Origin of the sequence: Natronorubrum daqingense (assembly GCF_001971705.1) — an archaeon.
Lineage (GTDB): Archaea > Halobacteriota > Halobacteria > Halobacteriales > Natrialbaceae > Natronorubrum > Natronorubrum daqingense.
In genome coordinates this window covers 696,919-714,242 of the sequence record NZ_CP019327.1, presented here as the reverse complement: position 1 = coordinate 714,242, position 17,324 = coordinate 696,919, and the positions used below count along the sequence as shown (strand labels likewise).

Annotated in this window: 17 protein-coding genes; 3 read left to right on the top strand and 14 right to left on the bottom strand. The window is 64.7% G+C overall.

The genetic code is table 11. The features are described from left to right. Window positions 1–39 precede the first annotated feature (39 nt). From BB347_RS03465 to BB347_RS03415, 11 genes are all read right to left on the bottom strand, one after another. A complete protein-coding gene (locus BB347_RS03465; protein ID WP_076578369.1) occupies window positions 40–1,275 on the bottom strand; it encodes a CbiX/SirB N-terminal domain-containing protein in 1,236 nt (411 codons plus the stop codon). A 21-nt stretch (window positions 1,276–1,296) separates the two neighbouring features. Further along, window positions 1,297–2,013 (bottom strand): cobalamin biosynthesis protein, encoded by a 717-nt coding sequence (locus tag BB347_RS03460; RefSeq protein WP_076578371.1) that lies wholly within the window; start codon window positions 2,011–2,013, stop codon window positions 1,297–1,299. Next, complete coding sequence (locus BB347_RS03455) at window positions 2,010–2,276, bottom strand: ferredoxin (protein ID WP_076578372.1); 267 nt, start codon at window positions 2,274–2,276, stop codon at window positions 2,010–2,012. The genes BB347_RS03460 and BB347_RS03455 overlap by 4 nt, the downstream gene beginning before the upstream one ends. A gap of 37 nt (window positions 2,277–2,313) precedes the next feature. Continuing rightward, window positions 2,314–3,372, bottom strand: coding sequence for a precorrin-3B C(17)-methyltransferase (gene cobJ, locus BB347_RS03450; RefSeq protein WP_076578374.1), 1,059 nt, complete (start codon window positions 3,370–3,372; stop codon window positions 2,314–2,316). Between the two features lie 19 nt (window positions 3,373–3,391). Further along, window positions 3,392–4,267, bottom strand: a complete 876-nt coding sequence (locus BB347_RS03445) for a precorrin-3B C(17)-methyltransferase (RefSeq protein ID WP_076578375.1) — start codon at window positions 4,265–4,267, stop codon at window positions 3,392–3,394. Beyond that, a complete protein-coding gene (gene cbiG, locus BB347_RS03440; protein ID WP_076578377.1) occupies window positions 4,264–5,265 on the bottom strand; it encodes a cobalt-precorrin 5A hydrolase in 1,002 nt (333 codons plus the stop codon). Before cbiG ends, BB347_RS03445 begins: the two co-directional genes overlap by 4 nt. 207 nt (window positions 5,266–5,472) lie before the next feature. Beyond that, on the bottom strand, window positions 5,473–6,408 hold the full coding sequence (locus BB347_RS03435; RefSeq protein WP_076578378.1) for a cobalt-precorrin-4/precorrin-4 C(11)-methyltransferase: 936 nt from the start codon (window positions 6,406–6,408) through the stop codon (window positions 5,473–5,475). Window positions 6,409–6,410: 2 nt separating this feature from the next. Next, entirely contained in the window at window positions 6,411–7,229 is an 819-nt protein-coding gene (locus tag BB347_RS03430; protein ID WP_076578380.1) for a cobalt-factor II C(20)-methyltransferase, read from the bottom strand. Continuing rightward, a complete protein-coding gene (gene cbiT, locus BB347_RS03425; RefSeq protein ID WP_076578382.1) occupies window positions 7,226–7,822 on the bottom strand; it encodes a precorrin-6Y C5,15-methyltransferase (decarboxylating) subunit CbiT in 597 nt (198 codons plus the stop codon). Before cbiT ends, BB347_RS03430 begins: the two co-directional genes overlap by 4 nt. Window positions 7,823–7,985: 163 nt before the next feature. Beyond that, window positions 7,986–8,912: a ribonucleotide-diphosphate reductase subunit beta gene (locus BB347_RS03420; RefSeq protein WP_076578383.1), complete on the bottom strand. Its 927-nt coding sequence runs from the start codon at window positions 8,910–8,912 to the stop codon at window positions 7,986–7,988. An 80-nt stretch (window positions 8,913–8,992) separates the two neighbouring features. Continuing rightward, on the bottom strand, window positions 8,993–10,300 hold the full coding sequence (locus BB347_RS03415) for a cobyrinic acid a,c-diamide synthase (protein ID WP_076578385.1): 1,308 nt from the start codon (window positions 10,298–10,300) through the stop codon (window positions 8,993–8,995). Between the two features lie 117 nt (window positions 10,301–10,417). On the opposite strand from BB347_RS03415, the gene BB347_RS03410 reads away from it, so the two are divergent. The 3 genes from BB347_RS03410 (at window position 10,418) to BB347_RS03405 (ending at window position 11,723) form a co-directional block, all read left to right on the top strand. Continuing rightward, a complete protein-coding gene (locus BB347_RS03410) occupies window positions 10,418–10,987 on the top strand; it encodes a DUF1802 family protein (RefSeq protein WP_076578386.1) in 570 nt (189 codons plus the stop codon). Window positions 10,988–11,144: 157 nt separating this feature from the next. After that, window positions 11,145–11,309, top strand: coding sequence for a hypothetical protein (locus BB347_RS19195; protein WP_168170924.1), 165 nt, complete (start codon window positions 11,145–11,147; stop codon window positions 11,307–11,309). Between the two features lie 117 nt (window positions 11,310–11,426). After that, window positions 11,427–11,723 carry a hypothetical protein gene (locus tag BB347_RS03405; RefSeq protein ID WP_338141494.1) on the top strand — a complete coding sequence of 99 codons (297 nt, stop codon included), beginning with the start codon at window positions 11,427–11,429 and terminating at the stop codon, window positions 11,721–11,723. 102 nt (window positions 11,724–11,825) lie between these two features. Here BB347_RS03405 and BB347_RS03400 read toward each other — a convergent pair whose 3' ends face one another. Genes BB347_RS03400 through cobN form a run of 3 tightly spaced genes read right to left on the bottom strand, consistent with a single transcriptional unit; the run spans window position 11,826 to window position 17,294 of the window. After that, entirely contained in the window at window positions 11,826–12,617 is a 792-nt protein-coding gene (locus BB347_RS03400; RefSeq protein ID WP_076578388.1) for a cobalt-precorrin-7 (C(5))-methyltransferase, read from the bottom strand. Further along, on the bottom strand, window positions 12,614–13,405 hold the full coding sequence (locus tag BB347_RS03395; protein ID WP_076578389.1) for a precorrin-8X methylmutase: 792 nt from the start codon (window positions 13,403–13,405) through the stop codon (window positions 12,614–12,616). The genes BB347_RS03400 and BB347_RS03395 overlap by 4 nt, the downstream gene beginning before the upstream one ends. Then, entirely contained in the window at window positions 13,398–17,294 is a 3,897-nt protein-coding gene (gene cobN / locus BB347_RS03390; protein ID WP_076578391.1) for a cobaltochelatase subunit CobN, read from the bottom strand. Before cobN ends, BB347_RS03395 begins: the two co-directional genes overlap by 8 nt. Window positions 17,295–17,324: the final 30 nt, after the last annotated feature.

Genomic DNA, 17,324 nt, shown 5'->3' with positions numbered 1-17,324 from the left:
GTCAGCGTACTGTTCGTTTGGTAGCCTACCGTTCGTCTCTCAGAGCGTCTGATCGACCAGGTCGCTCACGATTCGATCGCGATCGAGGTGGTCGCCGACGATCCGTTCTGCGTCCTCGCTCTCGACGTCGCCGTACCAGACGCCGTCCGGGTAGACGGCGACCATCGGCCCGTCGCCACAGCGTCCCAGACAGGACGAGCGCGTAATTCGCGCGTCGCAGTGCTCGGAGTCTCTGGCTTCCTGTCGCAAGCGCTCGAGGACGGCGGGCGAGCCCATATCGGCACAGGTCCGGTTCGTACAGACCGTGACGTGTTTTGCGGGTGCGTCGTGGGTGTGTGGCTCATCGTCGACGTTCTCCCGGTCCGCGTGGGCGTCCTGATGAGCCAGCGCGCGCAACATGGCGCGAGCGCCGCCGACGTCTTCCTCGTAGCCCTCGAGGTCGACCTTGTACTTACAGGTGTCACAGGACATCTCCACGCTGTCGCTGCGCGCTTCTTGCCAGCGATCGGCGAAGACGTCGAGCAGCCGGGAGTCGGTTCCCAACGGGTCCCCGGCCAGCGCGTCGACGTAGGGGTACTCGTCGTCGAACTCGCCCGTCCAGTCGCGAACGCGCTGGGTGAGCACGCCGTCGCCGAGCATGTACGGCAGGACGACGACCGCGTCGGGTCGATGCTTGGAGAGCCCGTGAAGGCTCTCCTCGAGCGTCGGCTCCGTGACGCCGATAAACGACGCCTCGACGCGGTCGAACTCGCGGCCCTCGTAGAGCAGTCGGGCGAGTTTGTGCACGTCGCCGTTGGCGTCCGGATCGCTCGAGCCCCGACCGCAGAGCACGACGGCGACGTCGTCTTCGGTGCGGTCGACGCCCAATTCGGCTTCGACCGCGCCGGCCCGATCGTCCAGCAGGTCCAAAATCGCTGGATGAATGCCCAGGTGCGCGCCGGTGTCGATCTCGAGGTCGTAGCGTCCGCGGGCCTGCTCGATGGCCAGTGGCACGTCGTTCTTGACGTGACTCGCGGCGAACAGCGAGCAGTGGACGGCCGTCACCTGCGAGGCGACCGGCGCGAGCCCGGATACGGCCTCGTCGATCGACGGCTCCGCGAGCTCGAGGAAAGCGACGTCGACCGGGATTCCGAGACGGGACTCGAGGCCCGCTGCGAGTTCGCGGACCTGATCGTTCGATTTCTCTCGACGCGAGCCGTGACCGATCAGGAGGACGGCCTCGTCGTCGAAAGCGGCCGTCGACATCGCGGATCGTGACTCGTCGGGTGTGCTCATCGTGGTAGTGTATCGAAACCGCTAGTCGTCGTACGATTCGGCCTGCTCGAGGCTGGCCTCGAGTTTGCGTCGTCGACTCGGTGCGAACAGGCCGGTCTCCCCGCAGTTCTCGTAGAGCCACGTCCCGAAGGCGGGGGCGGCCTCGTCGTCGACGCCGAACCAGTAGCCGCCCGAGGAAGTCTCTCCGAGGTCGCCGTAGGGCGCGTCCACGGGACAGTCGTCGATCAACTCCCGAACTAACTCGAGCAACTCTCGATCCTCGTGGACGAACGAGATGCCGACCGTTCCGCTCGAGGACTTGAAGCAGATCGTGCCACAGCCCTCGAGCAGTCCGCGGAGGAGCTCTCGGTCGTGACTCGAGAACGCGCCGAAACGGTAGTGTCCGCGGCCGTCGACGGGGAGGCCCAGTGCGCCGTTGCGTCCCAGCAGGGTCGAGTCGCTATCGCCCTCACCCCCGCCGATCGAGAGCGTGTACTCGTCCTCCGTTCGGGTGATCGACGTATCGTGCGCGTAGTCTCGACTGGTCGTCTCGTGCTCGAGGTTGCCGCCCGCAATCGCGGCGAGGACCTGTGCGGACGACTCGTCGTTAGTCACGACCTCGATCTGATCGGTAGCAACGTCGCCGCTTCCGGCGACATGGCCCCAGAGGTACGCCGACGCGGGGTGGCCCGCGAGCGGATCGGCTGGAACCTCGATCTCGAGCGCGTCCTCGTCGCCTGTGGGCTGTGTCTCGCTCATTTGCCCACCTCTTCGACGATGATCGCGTCCGTCGGACAGGCTGCGGCGGCCTGCTTCGCTTCGTCGATGCGGTCGTCGTCGAACGTCGCGACGACGCGCTCGGCGGTGTCGGTAACCTCGCCCTCGCAGTCGTAGACGGGATCCGCGCTCGGGTCGATCGTTGCGAGGCCGTCCTCGCCCTCGACAAATCGCGGGTCGCGCGTCAGGCAGGCGAAGATGCCGTCGCAGGCGTCTTTCTCGATGGTAACTTCGTATCGTGACATTGGTTGTTGGGTTCGTGTCGCTGGTCGAATCGGTCGCTCAGTAGTCGTACTTCGTCTCGTAGCCCCGCGGCGTCACCATCCGGTCGTCCCAGACGTAGGTGTCCTCGGTGCCGACGACGATGGTCGTCGTCATGTCGATAATCTCGCTCTCGCCCAACTCCTCGAGTTCGGCGAGTTCGGTGATCATCACCTGCTCGTCCTCGCGGCCCGCGCCGTGGACGATGCCGACCGGCGTGTCCGGCTCGCGGTGCGTGAGCAGGATCTCACAGCACTTCTGGAAGTTGTCGCGGCGCTTGCGACTCCACGGATTGTAGATCGTGATCGTGAAGCTCTCGCTGGCCACGGAGTGCAGCCGCGACTCGATCTCGGGCATGGGCACGAGGTGATCCGACAAGGAGACCGAGACGGTGTCGTTCACCAGCGGCGCGCCCAGGCGGGCCGCACAGGATTGGGCCGCCGGCACGCCCGGGATCACGTCGAAGTCGACCATCGAGGCCGTCGCGCCCTTGGACTCGAGGATCTCGAGCGCCAGCCCCGCCAGCGCGTAGACGTTGGGGTCGCCGCTGCCGACGATGGCGACGTCGTTGCCCGCGAGCGTGCGGTCGATGGACTCCTCGGTTCGGGAGACCTCTCCACACATCGGCGTGTCGTAGATGTCGTCGGCCTGCTCGGTGATCTCGTCCGGAATGAGTTCGATGTAGGTCGTGTAGCCGACGATGTGGTCGGCCTCGAGCAGCGCCGTCTTGGCTCGCTCGGTCATCCCCTCCGCGTGGCCGGGGCCGAGTCCGACGGCGGTTAGCTGGCCGGGATCGGCGTCGAAATCGTCGACTTTCGCGCCGACCTCCTGTTCGTTGCTGCTCGAGTCGTCGTCCGAACTCGAGGCGCCACACTTCGATCCCGACGAGTCCGAAGACGAGGCGCTCGAGGCCCCGCATTTGGAGCCCGAGTCGTCGCTCGTGTTGCTCGAGGAGGCACCGCACTTCGAGGTGCTCGAGGCCTCGGATTCAGTCCTGGTTTCGGTCTCGGTTTCAGTGGTACTCGAGGCACCGCATTTAGAGGTCGATTCGTCGGCGTCTGCGTTTGTGTCAGTGCTCATGGTTGGATTCTGTGTCTCGTTAGAAATCGTCGACGTCACGCCCGCCGCGCGGGGTGACGAGGTACGTTCGGTCGTCGTTGCGCCAGGTTTCGGTCTCGTGGTTGCCGATGATCAACGAGGTGCCCATCCCGGAGACCTTGTCGTCGTGGTCGGCGGCCTCGCCGAGGGTGGTGACGAACTCGCTCTCGCCGTTTCGGCCGGCGTCCGCGCGGCCGGCGTCGTTGACGATAGCCACGAGGGCGTCGTCGGTTCGCTCTTCGCGAACGATATCGACCGCCTTCTCGTAGTTTCGCCAGCAGTTGTAGAGGACGATCACGAAGTCGCTGATTGCGGCTGCGCGAAGCTTTTCCTCGATCTCGTCCCAGCCGCGCCACTTGTCCGACAGCGAGATCGTACAGAAGTCGTTGCAAAGCGGCGCGCCGACGTTTGCCGACCCGCCCAGTGCGGCCGTGATTCCGGGGACGATTTCGATCGGCACGTCGGTAGCGTCCTCCTCCTCGGCCATCTTGAAGATGAGGTCGGACTTGCCGTAGACCGAGGGATCGCCACCCGAGACGTGAGCGACGTCTTTCCCCTCGCGGACGTAATCGAACGCCGCGCGGGCGAGTTCGATCTGTCGGCCCATCGTCGAGCGGACGATCTCCTGTTCGAAGCCGTCATCTCGAGTCGCGAATCCTTCGTCGTCGACGGCGTCCTCAGGCGGAAGGGTCCCGTCATCGCGCAGGAACTCCTGGTAGAGACTCGAGGCGATGACGACCTCCGAGGATTCGATGACGCGCTTTGCCTTCGCGGTCATGTGATCCGGCAGGCCCGGACCGATGCCGACGACGTAGAGGGTGCCGTGGTCGTCGGGGGTGCCGTCACTGGTATCGGCAGCTGAATCGTCGACGCTCATCGACCGATCGCCACCGTAACCTCGTTTTCGTAACCGATCTTCTCGAGTACGAGTTCCTGCTCGGCACCGCCGGCGATCGCCGAGGCCTCGGAGACGCCGGGCCAGCCGATCAGCTCCTTCGATTTCGAGGGCGTCGGCCCCTCGTGCTCGAGCAGCGTTTCCTTGTCGAAGGCGACGACGCCGAGGTCGAGTTCCTGGGCGGCCTCGAGGAGACCCTCCTCGTCCTCCTTTCGGGTCGCGGTGCCGACGAATTCAACGTCCGAGAGGTCGTACTCTGTTTGCTCGAGGGCCTCCTTCCACGCGGCGATAAAGGACTCTTTGCTCGCGCCGGAGACGCTGCCGGTGCCGATGACGATCCCGTCTGCTTTATTTCGCTTGAGGACAGTCACGTCGTCGCCGACGAGGACGGCCTTCGGGCCCTCGAGTCGCTCGACGGGACCCAGATTATCGTCCAGTACGGCGAGGTTCGTCTTCACTGTCGAGTCGCCGTTGACGACGTGGGTGTCCATCGCCTTCGCGCGGGACTCGACGCCCTGCTTGCCCGCGGCCTCGCTCGCGGTGGTCATCGCCGGAACGGCGCCCATCGTCGCCAGATCCTGTGCGACCTGATTCGCGCCGTGGTGGCCGCCCGTGATCGGAATCGCCCACGTGAGTTCCTCGTCGACGACGCAGATCGCGGGGTCCTCCCACTTGTCGTCGAGCAGGTGGGCCGTCTTTCGCATCGCGATCCCCGAGGCCATCAGCCCGATGAAGCAGTCGTACTCGCCCCAGTGTTCCTCGAAGACCGTGCCGTGGTACTCGATGATGTCGATTTGCTCGTATCGATCCTCGAGTTCGGCCTGGATCTCCTCGGCGGTCTCCATCTTTCGACCGAAGGAGATGATCGCGATCTCTTCGGCGACTTCGCCGTCCGAATCGGCCGTCGAACAGTGGCCGCCCGAATCTGTACTCGAACTCGAGTCGCCCGTCTCGTCCGTATTCTTCGTTCCTGAACTCATGATGAAACCTCCATCGTCGCAAACCCGTCCGTTCCACGCGCTACAGACCCGTCCGGACCACCGCGGGGGTGGGACTGAAAGGGGCTGGCTCGGTCGACCCGGTGAGACGACGTAAGGACCGCAACGGAGTGAGGACCGCAGCGAGTCGCAACCGGTCGAGCGAGGCAGGGGCTTTCGAGGTATCCGCGCTCGTTGTTCCAACTCATTTCAGTCATCGCTCGCCTCCGTCTCTCCCGAACTTCCCGAAGAGCCCCGATTCGCCCAGTCGCCGTAGAGGAAGGATCGCTCGTAACCGGCACCCGTCACGGCGTCGCCGATAACCACCATCGCGGAGGCCCGGTAGCCTGCTTCCTCCACTTTATCCGCAATAGTCCCGACCGTTCCGATAATCACGTCCTCGTCGGGCCAGGAGGCGTGGTAGATCACGCCGACCGGGGTCTCGGGGTCGTGGCCGTCCTCGAGCAGGCGATCCATCGTATCCCGAACGGCGTGGGTCCCGAGGTAGATGCAACTCGTCACGTCGCCCATTCCGACGAACTCGGAGATGTGGTCTTCCTCCTCGGTCAGGGTCTTGCCCTGTGGCCGGGTGAACGCAACGTGGTTCGACACCTCGTTCAGCGTCAGTTGGGTCCGCAGCGTCGCGCTGGCTGCAAACGCAGACGTTACGCCGGGAACGAAGTAGGTCGGGACGTCCTCGTGTTCTAAGGCGTCCATCTGCTCGAGGGCGGCCCCGTAGATCGCGGGATCGCCGCTGTGCAGACGGACGACGTTTTCGCCCTCTTCGTAGGAATCTCGCATCAACGGGATCAGTTCCTCGAGGTCCTTCCCCACGGAGTTCACGAGTTCGGCGTGGGCGCAGTACTCCTCGAGCAGTTCGCTGTTGACCAGCGACCCCGCGTGAACGACGAGGTCTGCCCTCTCGAGCAGTTCCTTCCCGGCCACCGTCAGCAGCCGCGGGTTGCCGGGGCCAGCGCCGACGAAGGGAATTCCCTCCTGTTCGTCGCCGGCGTTGTGTTCGAAAATTCGGTCGTCCAGTTCCTCGCGGCGACGTTCGCCCTGCGCGTCGATCGCCTGCTGGGGGTCGTCGCCACCATCCGTTGCAACCGGTCTCGCAGCGTCGTCGTTCGTAGTTGTCTCCGTCATTCTCAGTGGCCTCCACAGTCGCCGTGGGTGCAACCCTCGGCGATTTCTTCCGTCACTACTGCTCCGCCGTCTGCCAACGGCTCCTCGCTCGCGGTCGATTCGTCCTCGCTCGCGCCACGCTCGCTGCTTTCGGCCTCCGCCTCGAAGGCAGCCGTCGCCTGCTCGACCTCGAGATCCTCCTTCACCGCGTACGCCAACGTGTAGTAATCGCGTTCGTCGATATCCTCGGGATCGTCCGTCACCAGCGTCTCTCCTTGCTCCATGAACAGCCGACGGCCGTAGGTCACGTCGTAACCCGCCTCGAGGAGCCCCTCGTGGGTCGCCGGCGCGTCGGTGACCTTGAAGCAGATCATTCGATCCGGGCCCGTCGGGCTGTGGCCGTTCGCGGCCTCGCGAAGCGAGAGTCCCGCGCCGGCTTCGATCTCGACGCCCATCGCGGTCGCGAAGGCCGTCACCGCACTGACGCCGGGGACGATCTCCAACTCGACGTCGGGATGGAAGGCGTCGATCGTCCGGCGCAGGTGCCCGAAGGTCGAGTAGACGTTCGGATCACCCAGCGTGACGAAGGCGACGTTGCCCTCGCGTGCGTTTGGCGCGATCTCCGCCGCGGCCTCCTTCCACGCCGCGCGAAGCTTCTCCTCGTCTTTCGTCATCGGGAAATCCAGATCCCCGATTTTCGACTCGTCGACGTGCGCTAAGGCGACGCTTCGCGAGAGGCGACCCGGCGAGTAGACCACGTCGGCCTCCTCGAGCACCTGCTTCCCGCGAACGGTTACGAGGTCGGCCTCACCGGGGCCGAGTCCAACGCCGTAGAGTGTCACTGGTTCTCACCCTGGTACTCGGCTTCCGTCTCGCCGTCCGAATCCGCCGTTGCGCTTCCGACCAGCATGTACACCGGATTCTCCGAGTCGAAACTCGTCGCGCCGGCGAGTTCGTAGCCGTGACTCACCTGAAACTGGACGACTTCCTCGAGAATGTCGCGTTCGCGGAAGGCTTCCGTCGCCTTCCCCGCGACCTCGAGTCGCGAGACGTTCATCACGATTCGGTCGACCTCGGTGTCGACGGCGTGATCGAGAACGGCCTCGAAGTTCCGGCTGCCGCCCAGAAAGAGGGCGTCAGCGTCGTCCGGCAATCCCTCCGGAGCTTCTGCGTTTCGGAGTTCGACGTCCGCTCGGAGCGACTCCTCGTTCGCCGCGAGGTTCTTTTCCGTCGTCTCGAGTCGCTCGGCCTTTCGCTCGAGGGCCGTCACGTCTCCGGCTCTGCGTGCGGCGTCGATCGTGATGGCTCCCGTACAGGAGCCGACCTCCGCAAAGTGGTCGTCGTCCTCGAGTGCGAGCTTCGAGTGGACGACGGCGCGGACCTCTGGTTTGGTGGGTCCGGCCTTCGCGTCGTGTGGGAGCGCGATGGGTGGCATCACCTGAGTGAACAGAGGCCTCTCCTAAAACAATTTTGTTTGTGGTAGAACAAGCTACATTGTCAAAGTGTGGTTGCAGTAGCACAATCGGAGTAGCTAGTTAACCATGTGCCGCTGTCGCTCGAAGTAGGTAGTATTGCTGGGGAGAAACGAGACGGGTCGATCAGTCCGCGGCGCGTGCCGTCTGCACGACCTGCCTGACGTCGCTGTACTCCTCGAAGCGCTCGCGACCGATGTAGTCGATCGTATCCTGCAGGTACTGTGTCGTCTGCTTGCCGATTTTGGCCTGATCGTAGCCCTCGAAGGGCATCTCCATCGGCACGTCCGCGAGCAGGCGGTTCTCGACGTACTCCTCGATTCGGGGTTCGTAGACGTCCTGGACGATATCGGGTTCGGCGATGGCGAGTTGTTTCATTACCCAGCGCCCGTTCTCGATGTGTCGCGTCTCGTCCTGTCGGACCTTTCCGATCGACTCCTGGAACGACTCGAGGACGATATCCCGGCCCATCTCTTTGGCCTTCAAATCGATCATCTGGTCGAACGAGAGGTAACCGCTGCGAGCGAGTTGCGCCTCGACGATGCCCATGTAGTTCAGGTAGGCTTCGCCGAGCGAGTAGACCAGTTCCTGCTGGTCGCCGCTGTTGATCGCCGCCAGCAGTTCGTCAGCGGTGTCGTACAGGTTGTCAGTGCTGTATCCGTGTTCTTGGTAGCCCCCTTCGCGGTAGGGATCGGTATTCTGCGTCCCGAAGACCTCCTCGAAGTACCGACTGAACAGGTCCGTGTGTTTGGCCTCCTCGTAAACCTGCTGGGCCAGATACATCTCCTCCTGGACGGTGTCGAAGGGCATCTCGTCGTTGTCGAGCGCGTCGAGGGCCATCATGTACGGCGCGAGCGTTCGCGTAACGTCCTCTTCGCCGTCGTAAAAGCCGGCACAGGTCGCCAGAAACCGGTTCTGTTCGGCTTCACTGAACTGTTCCCAGTCTTCCTTGTCGTCCTCGAGGTCGTAGTGATCCGGGTCCCAGGTTCCCTCCTGCTTGCCCTTTCGGTAGAGCTCGTAGGACTTCTCACGGTTACTGTACTCAATTGGCATACTTCTACCACCAGACAGTTCCTCATTACTGTTACGGAAGAAACACTTGGTCGGTTCAAACGAGTTGTTCCGCCGGTCGATTACGCGTCGAGTGCCTCGAGAAACCGATCGAACGCGCCGCTCTCGGCGTGGACGTGGACGTAGGTTCCCAGCGAATCGTACTCCAGTAGCCCGTCGTGTTCGCCGTCGATACCGTCGCCGCGAACCGTCTCGAACGCGAAGCGGGCGTCGGCGTCGACCGACGCACTCGAGTAGTGGAACTCGTGACCGCGGATCGTCTCGCCTGCTGGTGCAGTCAGCGTTCCCGTACTCGCCTCGAGTTCGACGTGATCCAGCGCCTGATAGCGCTCGTGCATGGTGACGTCCGCGGGGAGGATGCCCGCCATCTCGTGGCTCTCGCCCTCGACAGTCGTCAGCGACTGGCTCATCGCCATCAGCCCGCCACACTCGCCGAGAACGGGGAGTCCTTCGCTCGCCCGCCTGCCGAGTTCCGAGAGCGTCCCCGCCGACTCGAGCGCCTCCGCGTGGAGTTCGGGATACCCGCCGGGCAGGTAAACGCCGTCACACTCGGGCACCGGATCACCCGCAACCGGCGAGAACGTCACGAGTTCCGCTCGCTCGCGGAATCGCTCGAGCGTCGCGGGATACCGAAAGCAAAAGGCCGCGTCGTCGGCGACGGCGACGCGCGCGTCGACCGACGGTCTCGATTCCGAGGGCGTCTCGGGTGGGGCCGGTTCGCTCGCCATCGCGGCCAGTCGTTCCGCCTCGAGCGTCCCCGCGGCCTCCCGGAGCGCCTCTCGCGGCAGCGCGGCTTCCTCGCCCATCTCGAGGCCCAGGTGCCGATCCGGAATCTCGAGGTCGGGGTTCGGCGGGATCCGCCCGAAGAACTCGAGATCGTCCGGAAGCGCGTCGCGAATCCCCTGCTCGTGGCGACCGCCGTGCGCGCGCTGGGCGACGATACCGGCCACCTCGATGTCTCGACCGGCGGCGTCGGCGTACTGTTGGAACCCCAGCGCCGTCGCAGCCACGCTTTCCATGCCCGCCTTCGCGTCGACGACGAGCACGACGGGAACGTCGAGCGCCTCGGCGACCATCGCCGTGCTCGAGCCGTCGCCGTCGTAGAGTCCCATCACGCCCTCGACGACACAAATGTCTCCCTCGCCGCGCTGGTAGTTCCGCTCGAGACCGTCCTCCCCGCAGAGCCACAAGTCGAGCGTTCGTGAGGGCCGACCTGCAATTGCCTCGTGGTGGCTCGGATCGATGAAGTCAGGCCCGGCTTTCGCCGGCTGTACCGAATAGCCCGCGTCCTCGAGTGCTTGGACGATAGAGAGCGTCGCGACCGTTTTCCCGACACCGGAGCTGACACCGCCGAGGACGAATCCGTTCATTACTGGTTTCGTTCGGACAACTGAACTTGAATCCGTCGGTGCTGGCAGCGTCGTCTCGACTGCGGGGCGGGACCGAAATCGAGTTGGGGGTCGGCCGCCTGCACCCGGATATCAGCTATGAACGATACCGACACACGGACCGCGACGACCGACGCGAGACCCGCACTGAAAGAGCGCGCCGGCGTCGTGAACGCGCTGCTCGAGGGCACTCAGACGGTACTCGTTCGCCACCCGACGCTCGATCCGGGAACGATCGACGAGCCGTTCGTGTTGTACCCCTCCTACAGCCATCAGGAGCCGGCTCGGTACCAGTCTCGGTACGAAGGTTACTACCATCGTGCGAGTACAAAGCCAGACGCGGGAGTCCCAATTCGAGCCGTCGCCGAGGTTTGCGAGGAGCACGCCGTCTCGAGTGACGACCTCGAGGCTCTCGCCAGACACTACGTCTACACTCCTGAAGGCCTGCGAGACAAGTACGACCCAGACGACGACCTCCGCGTACTGGTACTTCGAGTGAGCGAACTCGAGTCCCCTCGCCTCATCGAGGAACAAGGCAGTTATCGTGGCTGTCGGGCCTGGATCTCCCTCGTGGAGGCTGTCGACGTGTCCCTCGAGTCGGCAACGCCGGTGCTCGACGACGCAACGTTTTCGGAGCGGACGGCGGCTGTTCGCGACGCCCTCGACTAACCACGCGGCCATTACCCTCGCTGATCTCCCTGGCCATCGACCCCGCTGATCTCCCTGGCCATCGACCCCGCTGATCTCCCTGGCCATCGACCCCGCTGATCTCCCCCACCAACGAACTTAACCACTCGAGTCCGTTACGTCGTCCTCGCTGGTCCCTATGACTGAACACGCTGATCAGGAAACCGAGCACCACCTTCGAGAGGCGATTCGACACCTCAGTGAGGCCCAAGACGGGGACCTTCGAAAGACGCACGACGTCGCCATCGAAGAGGTCCTCACCACCGTCTCGACGGTCCTTCACGAACACAGCCAAGACGAGTAGCGACGATCGCAATTTCGATTCGGTGTCCGCTCAGACGACGGCCGCAGATCCGCGGCGTCGGACGACCGCTCGAGATCCGGCCACAGCGTTATCCCGCCCCTTCCCGTCTACTCCGATATGACGGGTGAGACCGACGACCGAGCCGAGACACCTGGGATGACCGCCGAACGGCACGCAACGGCTGCCCTTCGCCCGGACGGCGGCGCTTCGGACTCGCCTCGCCAGTGTCACCGACGCGGGTGCGACGAACCGGCGAATTTCGTCGTCCTCGAGCGCTACCAGGAAGAGACCGGCCACGGTGCCGTCGAGGCCCGAGCCGAACTCTGCCGAGGTCACACCGACGAGGAGAGTCCGGCGAACCTCGACGGTGCGTACGACGACTACGTCTTCCGCGTCGAACCCATCTCGGAATAGAATAGACGAAACCCGAACATACCGTCGTCAGATGCGTTTTCTCCCGACCCTGCCGACCGACGAACGACGAACGACGATCGGCGAAAGACAACCGACTATCGACTACACCGGCTGGCGAACGGCGAGTACGACCAGATCCGAAAACGGCGTCTCCTCGGGGCCGTCCCCGCCCGCGTGTGCCGACAGCTCCGCCAGGGTAAACCGGTGAATCGTCTCGTCCTCGTGGGTCAACTTCTCGAGCACCAGCGCCTCGAGTTCCGGGTCGGCCCCTTCCTCGAGCAGGAACCGGGCGAGGTCGCCGGGCATTCGATCGTAGGGTCGGGGCAACGCGAGCAGATGCCGGCCGTCCGTCACGACAGCGCCGGCTAACCGGTCCATATCGGCCTCGAGGTCGCCGCTCTTGTGTAAGGTCACGAACTCGGTGTCTTCCATCGGCGTTCGAGCACGACTGGCGGCCAACTGGATCGAGGAGATGCCGGGAACGACGCGAACCGGAGTATCCAGGTCCTCTCGCTCGACCGCGTCCTGTACCTTCCCGACGAACTGGTAGCCCGAGTGGTTCGGGTCGCCCATCGCGACGGCGGTGCCCGACTCGCCCGCTGCGACGCGCTCGCCGAACGTCTCGAGGGCCTCCGCTTCGTCCTTGTAGCCACAGGTCAGCAAGTCGGCGTCGGTCAGGTCCTCGACGAACTCGACGACGGTCGTAAAGCCGACGACGACGTCCGCCTCGCGAATCGCGCGCCGCCCTCGAGGCGTGAGGAACTCCTGATTCCCGGGGCCGACGCCCACGGCGTAGACCGGGTCGTCGCTCCCCTCGTCGATATCCGGCTCCGCCGTCCCGGCCGCGAACGTCGCCGGGTCCGGCCCCGACTCGAGGTCGTACTCGCCGCTCATGCGTCCTCGCCGTCCTCGTGTCCGCCGTTTTGATCGCCCCGCTCGTCGGCCGTTAGTTCCAACTCGAGTTCGTCAGTCCGCACGTCTTTCGCGACGTGAATCAGTTCGTTCGTCAGCGCGGCCGCCAGTCCGCTGCCGCCGCGACGGCCGACGTTCGTGATCGCCGGTACGTCGAACTCCTCGCTGATCTCGCGGATGCGCTGTCGGCTCTCCTCGGCCTTGACGAAGCCGACGGGGGTGGCGACGACGGCGGCGGGCCTGGTGCCGTTTTCGATACAGTCCGCGAGCGCGAACGCGGCCGTCGGCGCGTTGCCAACCACGGCAATCGAGCCGTCGTAGACGCCCTGCTTGTCGAGTTCGAGCACTGATGCGGCCGTTCGGGTCATCCCCGTCTCTTTCGCCAGTTCGGCGCCGTTGCCGATTGCCTTGCGCTTCTCGCAGTCGTGGCCTCTCCCTGTAATGCCGGCTTTGGACATCGTGATGTCGGTGACGATGGTCGACTCCTCGAGGACGGCCCTCGCGCCGGCACGAACTGGCGCGTCTTCGTCGTCGCCGAGGTCGTCACTCCCCGTAAATTCGATCAGGTGCTGGAACTCGATGTCGCCCATCGAGTGGACCGACTTCTGGCGGATGCGGTCGCCCAGCGTCTCGTCGGGAACGAACTGCCGGACGATGTCCATGCTCGTCTCAGCGATATCCATCGCGTTCTGGGTCGTGGCTCCGAGGTCGGCGTACTCCCGCTCGTACTCCTGGCCGCCGTCGGTTTTGAGTCGCTCACCCTCAGTCATCGTTCGTCACCTCCGCGCCGACGACCTCGTTTGTCGTTCTGGCCTCGAGATCGCCCTCGACGCTCAGGTTGAGATCCCGAAGTCGGTCGACGGTCTCCTCGTCGGCGTCCCAGAGGTCGCGTTCGACGGCCTCGAGAAGGGTGTCCGTGATGGACTCGAGCGCCCACGGATTCACGTCGCGCATCCACTCCTGGCGATCCTCGTCGAAGGCGAACTTCTCGGCGACTTCCGCCCAGAGCGTGTCGCTGACGACGCCCGTCGTGGCGTCCCAGCCGAGGGTCACGTCGACCGTCGTCGAGAGGTCTCCCGCACCCTTGTAGCCGTGTTCTTCCATCGACTCGAGCCAATCGGGGTTGAGCACGCGAGCGCGCATGGCCTTGCGCACCTTCTCCTCGTTCGTGTAGACGTCCACGTTGTCAGGGTCGGAGGAGTCGCCGACGTACGAGGCCGGCTCCTCGCCCGAAATTTCGCTTACGGCCGAGATGAAGCCGCCGTGGAAGGCGTACCAGTCCGAGGAGTCGAACTCGTCTTGCTCCATCGTGTCCTCGAGTTTGACGGTGGCGTCGACGCTCGAGAGTCGGCGCTCGAAGGACGCGTGGGCGTCGCTGACCTTCCCTCTCGAGCCCATGGCGTAACCGCCCCACTGGACGTAGACGCTCGCGAGGTCCGAGCGGTCGTCCCAGTTGCCCTCGTCGACGGCCTTGTTCGTCCCGGCACCGTAGCCGCCGGGTTTGGTCGTGAAGACCCGATGGAGGGCCGCCTTTCTGGCGTCAGATTCGTCGAGGCCTTCTTCTTCCTGCAGTTGCTCGGCCTCCTCCTCGACGTGTTTCTTGACGTAATTCATCTCGTGGGGCTCCTCGAGGTCGACCACGGCGTCCACGGCGTCGTGGATGACGCCCGCCGCTGCGGGGAAGGCGTCTCGGAAGAGCCCCGAGACGCGCGTCGTCACGTCGATTCGCGGTCGATCGAGTTCCTCGAGCGGGATCGGCTCCACGTCGTCGATTCGGCCGGCGTCCGTCCACTGCGGTTCGACGCCCATCATCGCGAGCACTTGCGCGATCGTCTCGCCGCGGGTGCGGACAGTCGGGGTCCCCCACGCGACGACGCCGATCTCTTCGGGGTACTCGTCGTTTTCGTCGTGGTGGCGCTCGAGAACGCCCTCGGCCACCTCCCGTCCGACCTGCCAGGCGGCCTTCGCCGGCACCTTGCGCGGGTCGAGCGTGTAGAAGTTCCGCGCCGTCGGGAGCAAGTCGACGCCGCCGCGCGTCGGTGCGCCGGAGCCACCCGGCGGCACGTACTCGCCCTCGAGGGCGTCCGCGGTTCGCGGAATCTCGTCCTCGGCTCCCTGCACGCGGGGCTGGGCTTCCTCGCAGATGTACGCCAGCGCTTTTCGAAGGTCGTCGTGCGCGCCGGATTTCGCCCGGGCGTCCCCGATCGTCTCGAGATCGACGACGAGCAGATTCATGTTGACTTCATCGTCAGGTCCACCCTCGAGTTCGGAGACCGGGACGTCGAAGTCGTTCTCGGCCAGCGTCTCGAGCAACTCGACGCTGGTCTCGAAGACACGATCGGCGGCCTCCGCGTAGGTCATCCCGAGGTCGTCGTCGTAAGTCCCCGGCGAGTCGAGCATCGTCTGGTAGTCGATTCCCAGCACGCCGGCCACGCTTTCGCGAAGGCTCGGTGCGCCCGGGTTCTCGAGGCGCGTGAGCGCGACCAGATACTCGACGAGGCGCTCACCCTCCGGCGGCTCGGACATGGTGTGCAGTCCGAGTCGGATCTGAGTCGTCTTGACGTCGGTGAGGTACTCGTGGATCCGTTCGACGAGGTCGTCGATCTCGAGGTCCTCGCCGTCCACGTCACCCTCGGCCAGCGTGGATCCCGCTTCGTCGGGCCCGCGAACGTCGGCCTTCTCGTCTATGGTGCCCGAAATTCCGAGTTCGACCGCGAGATCCATCTCGTTCACCTTCTCGCGCATGAGGTCCTCGAGGTGCTCGCCGTCGTCTGCGCGGGCATCTTCCATCCCGGCTTCGCGGTACTGGTTCGCGAGTTCCTCGAGTTCCGATAACTCGTCGTAGGTTCCCGCGTTTCGCATGACCGGCGTCAGGTAGTCCACGATCGCGGCGTAGGATCGGCGCTTGGCCTGGGTCCCCTCGCCGGGGTTGTTCACGATGTAGGGGTAGACGTTCGGCAGGTCGTCGATCAGTTGGTCCGGCGCGCTCTCGCCGTTCAGCCCGACCGTCTTGCCGGGGAGCCACTCGAGGCTGCCGTGGGTGCCCAGGTGGACGACCGCGTCGGCCTCGAACGTATTCTTGAGCCAGCCGTAGAAGGCGTAGTAGTCGTGTGGCGGCTGCAGGTCCGAGTCGTGATAGACCTTCGAGGGGTCCATTCCGAAGCCACGTGGCGGCTGGACGGTGACGAGCACGTTGCCGAACTCGACGCCGGGGATGGCGAACGGACGGTCAGGGACCTCGCCCCATTCCTCGACGATGTTCTCCTGGAAGCGCTCGTCGGCCTCCGCGAACCAGTCTGCGTACGTGTCGGTCGGAACGACGTCGACCGAGAGGTCGCGGACGTCCTCCGGCGCGACCCAGCGGTCCTCGAGCGTGAGTTGTGCGGTCAGTTTCTCGACGAGTGTTTGGCCGCTGTCTGGCATCTCGCCGCCAAGGTCGTAATTTCGACTCTCGAGTTCCTCGAGCAGATTCACCGTCGATTCCGGACTGTCGAGTCCGAACGCGGTGCCGATCCCGTCGTCGCTCGGCGGGTAGTTGTGCAGGACGACGGCGACGTTCTTCTCCTCGTTCGGCGTGTGTCGCAGTTTCGCCCAGTTGACCGCGAGTCGGGTCGCGTGGTCGACGCGGTCCTCGATGGGATAGTGGTGTTTCGGTGCGGAACCGATTTCGGCCGCGTCGTCGGTTCGTTCTTTCCCCGAAATCGGGTGCGTGATGACGTTGCCGTCGAACTCCGGCAGGGCGACCGAGAGGGCGAGTTCGAAGCCCATCACGCCAGTGTCGCTGGATTCGTAGCGCGAACGCGAGCGCATCGTCGTGACCGTCTGAAGGACCGGGACGCCGAGTTGGTCGAGGAAGACGTCCTCCGCGCTCGAGCCCTCGTCGTCGGCGCTCCGACCACGTTCGTCCATCGAGAGCGAGAACATGAACGAGGAGAGGACGGCGTCGACGACCGGGTCCCCCGCTTCGTCAAGGAGCCACTCGTCCGTCACCCACTCGGCATCTTCCTGTTCCTCCGTATCGGTCGCCGGGTTGCAGAAGATCGGGAGGGCGTTCGCGCCCTGCTCCTCGAGCGCCCGGACCTGGGCGTCGACGTAGCGGGTGTTCTCGTGCGTCCAGTGGGATTCGTAGAACCAGACCGCGACCGTCGGCTGCTCCGGTTCGTGGGTCTCGAGCAGTTCCTCGTAGCCGATCCCCGGGTAATCGGGGTGGTAGACGCCCTCCGTCGGCAGCGTCGTCGGGTCGTCGTACTCGCCGTCTCGCCCCTCGTACTCCGCGAGGAGGAAGCGACAGCAGTTCTCGACGTTGATCGTTCCGCCCTTCTCCAGGTAGTCGTAGACGGTGTCGCGGTGATCCGGGCTCACCGTCGTATCCTCGAACGCGAAGGCGTCGCCGGTCGATTTGACGATCAGCGGCACGCCCGCGTCCTCGAGCGCGTCCGTCGCGTACTCGTAGCCCGGCATGCTGTCTTCGGCGCCGTGCAGCCAGAACAGTGCTGCCGCGGCGTCGCGCAATTCCTCGACGAACTCCTCGATATCGGCTTCCTCCTCGAGGTCGCTCTCCGAGCGAACGACCAGTTCGACGTTCTCGAGGCGCTCGGCGGCCTGGCCGATCGAGCCGAGTTCGTTCTCCGTCGCCGTGTAGATCCCGATCGTTGTCATCGAGTTTTTAAACCTCTATTGTATTAGCTC

Bases quoted from the DNA above. Each gene is read 5' to 3' on its own strand.
- BB347_RS03395 (WP_076578389.1), bottom strand. From the start codon at position 13,405: ATGACTGAGGGTGAGCGACTCAAAACCGACGGCGGCCAGGAGTACGAG.
- BB347_RS03455 (WP_076578372.1), bottom strand. From the start codon at position 2,276: ATGTCACGATACGAAGTTACCATCGAGAAAGACGCCTGCGACGGCATC.
- BB347_RS03445 (WP_076578375.1), bottom strand. From the start codon at position 4,267: ATGAGCGTCGACGATTCAGCTGCCGATACCAGTGACGGCACCCCCGAC.
- BB347_RS03415 (WP_076578385.1), bottom strand. From the start codon at position 10,300: ATGAACGGATTCGTCCTCGGCGGTGTCAGCTCCGGTGTCGGGAAAACG.
- BB347_RS03465 (WP_076578369.1), bottom strand. From the start codon at position 1,275: ATGAGCACACCCGACGAGTCACGATCCGCGATGTCGACGGCCGCTTTC.
- BB347_RS03420 (WP_076578383.1), bottom strand. From the start codon at position 8,912: ATGCCAATTGAGTACAGTAACCGTGAGAAGTCCTACGAGCTCTACCGA.
- cobN (WP_076578391.1), bottom strand. From the start codon at position 17,294: ATGACAACGATCGGGATCTACACGGCGACGGAGAACGAACTCGGCTCG.
- BB347_RS03400 (WP_076578388.1), bottom strand. From the start codon at position 12,617: ATGAGCGGCGAGTACGACCTCGAGTCGGGGCCGGACCCGGCGACGTTC.
- cobJ (WP_076578374.1), bottom strand. From the start codon at position 3,372: ATGAGCACTGACACAAACGCAGACGCCGACGAATCGACCTCTAAATGC.
- BB347_RS03405 (WP_338141494.1), top strand. From the start codon at position 11,427: ATGACGGGTGAGACCGACGACCGAGCCGAGACACCTGGGATGACCGCC.
- BB347_RS03410 (WP_076578386.1), top strand. From the start codon at position 10,418: ATGAACGATACCGACACACGGACCGCGACGACCGACGCGAGACCCGCA.
- cbiT (WP_076578382.1), bottom strand. From the start codon at position 7,822: ATGCCACCCATCGCGCTCCCACACGACGCGAAGGCCGGACCCACCAAA.
- BB347_RS19195 (WP_168170924.1), top strand. From the start codon at position 11,145: ATGACTGAACACGCTGATCAGGAAACCGAGCACCACCTTCGAGAGGCG.
- cbiG (WP_076578377.1), bottom strand. From the start codon at position 5,265: ATGAGTTCAGGAACGAAGAATACGGACGAGACGGGCGACTCGAGTTCG.
- BB347_RS03460 (WP_076578371.1), bottom strand. From the start codon at position 2,013: ATGAGCGAGACACAGCCCACAGGCGACGAGGACGCGCTCGAGATCGAG.
- BB347_RS03435 (WP_076578378.1), bottom strand. From the start codon at position 6,408: ATGACGGAGACAACTACGAACGACGACGCTGCGAGACCGGTTGCAACG.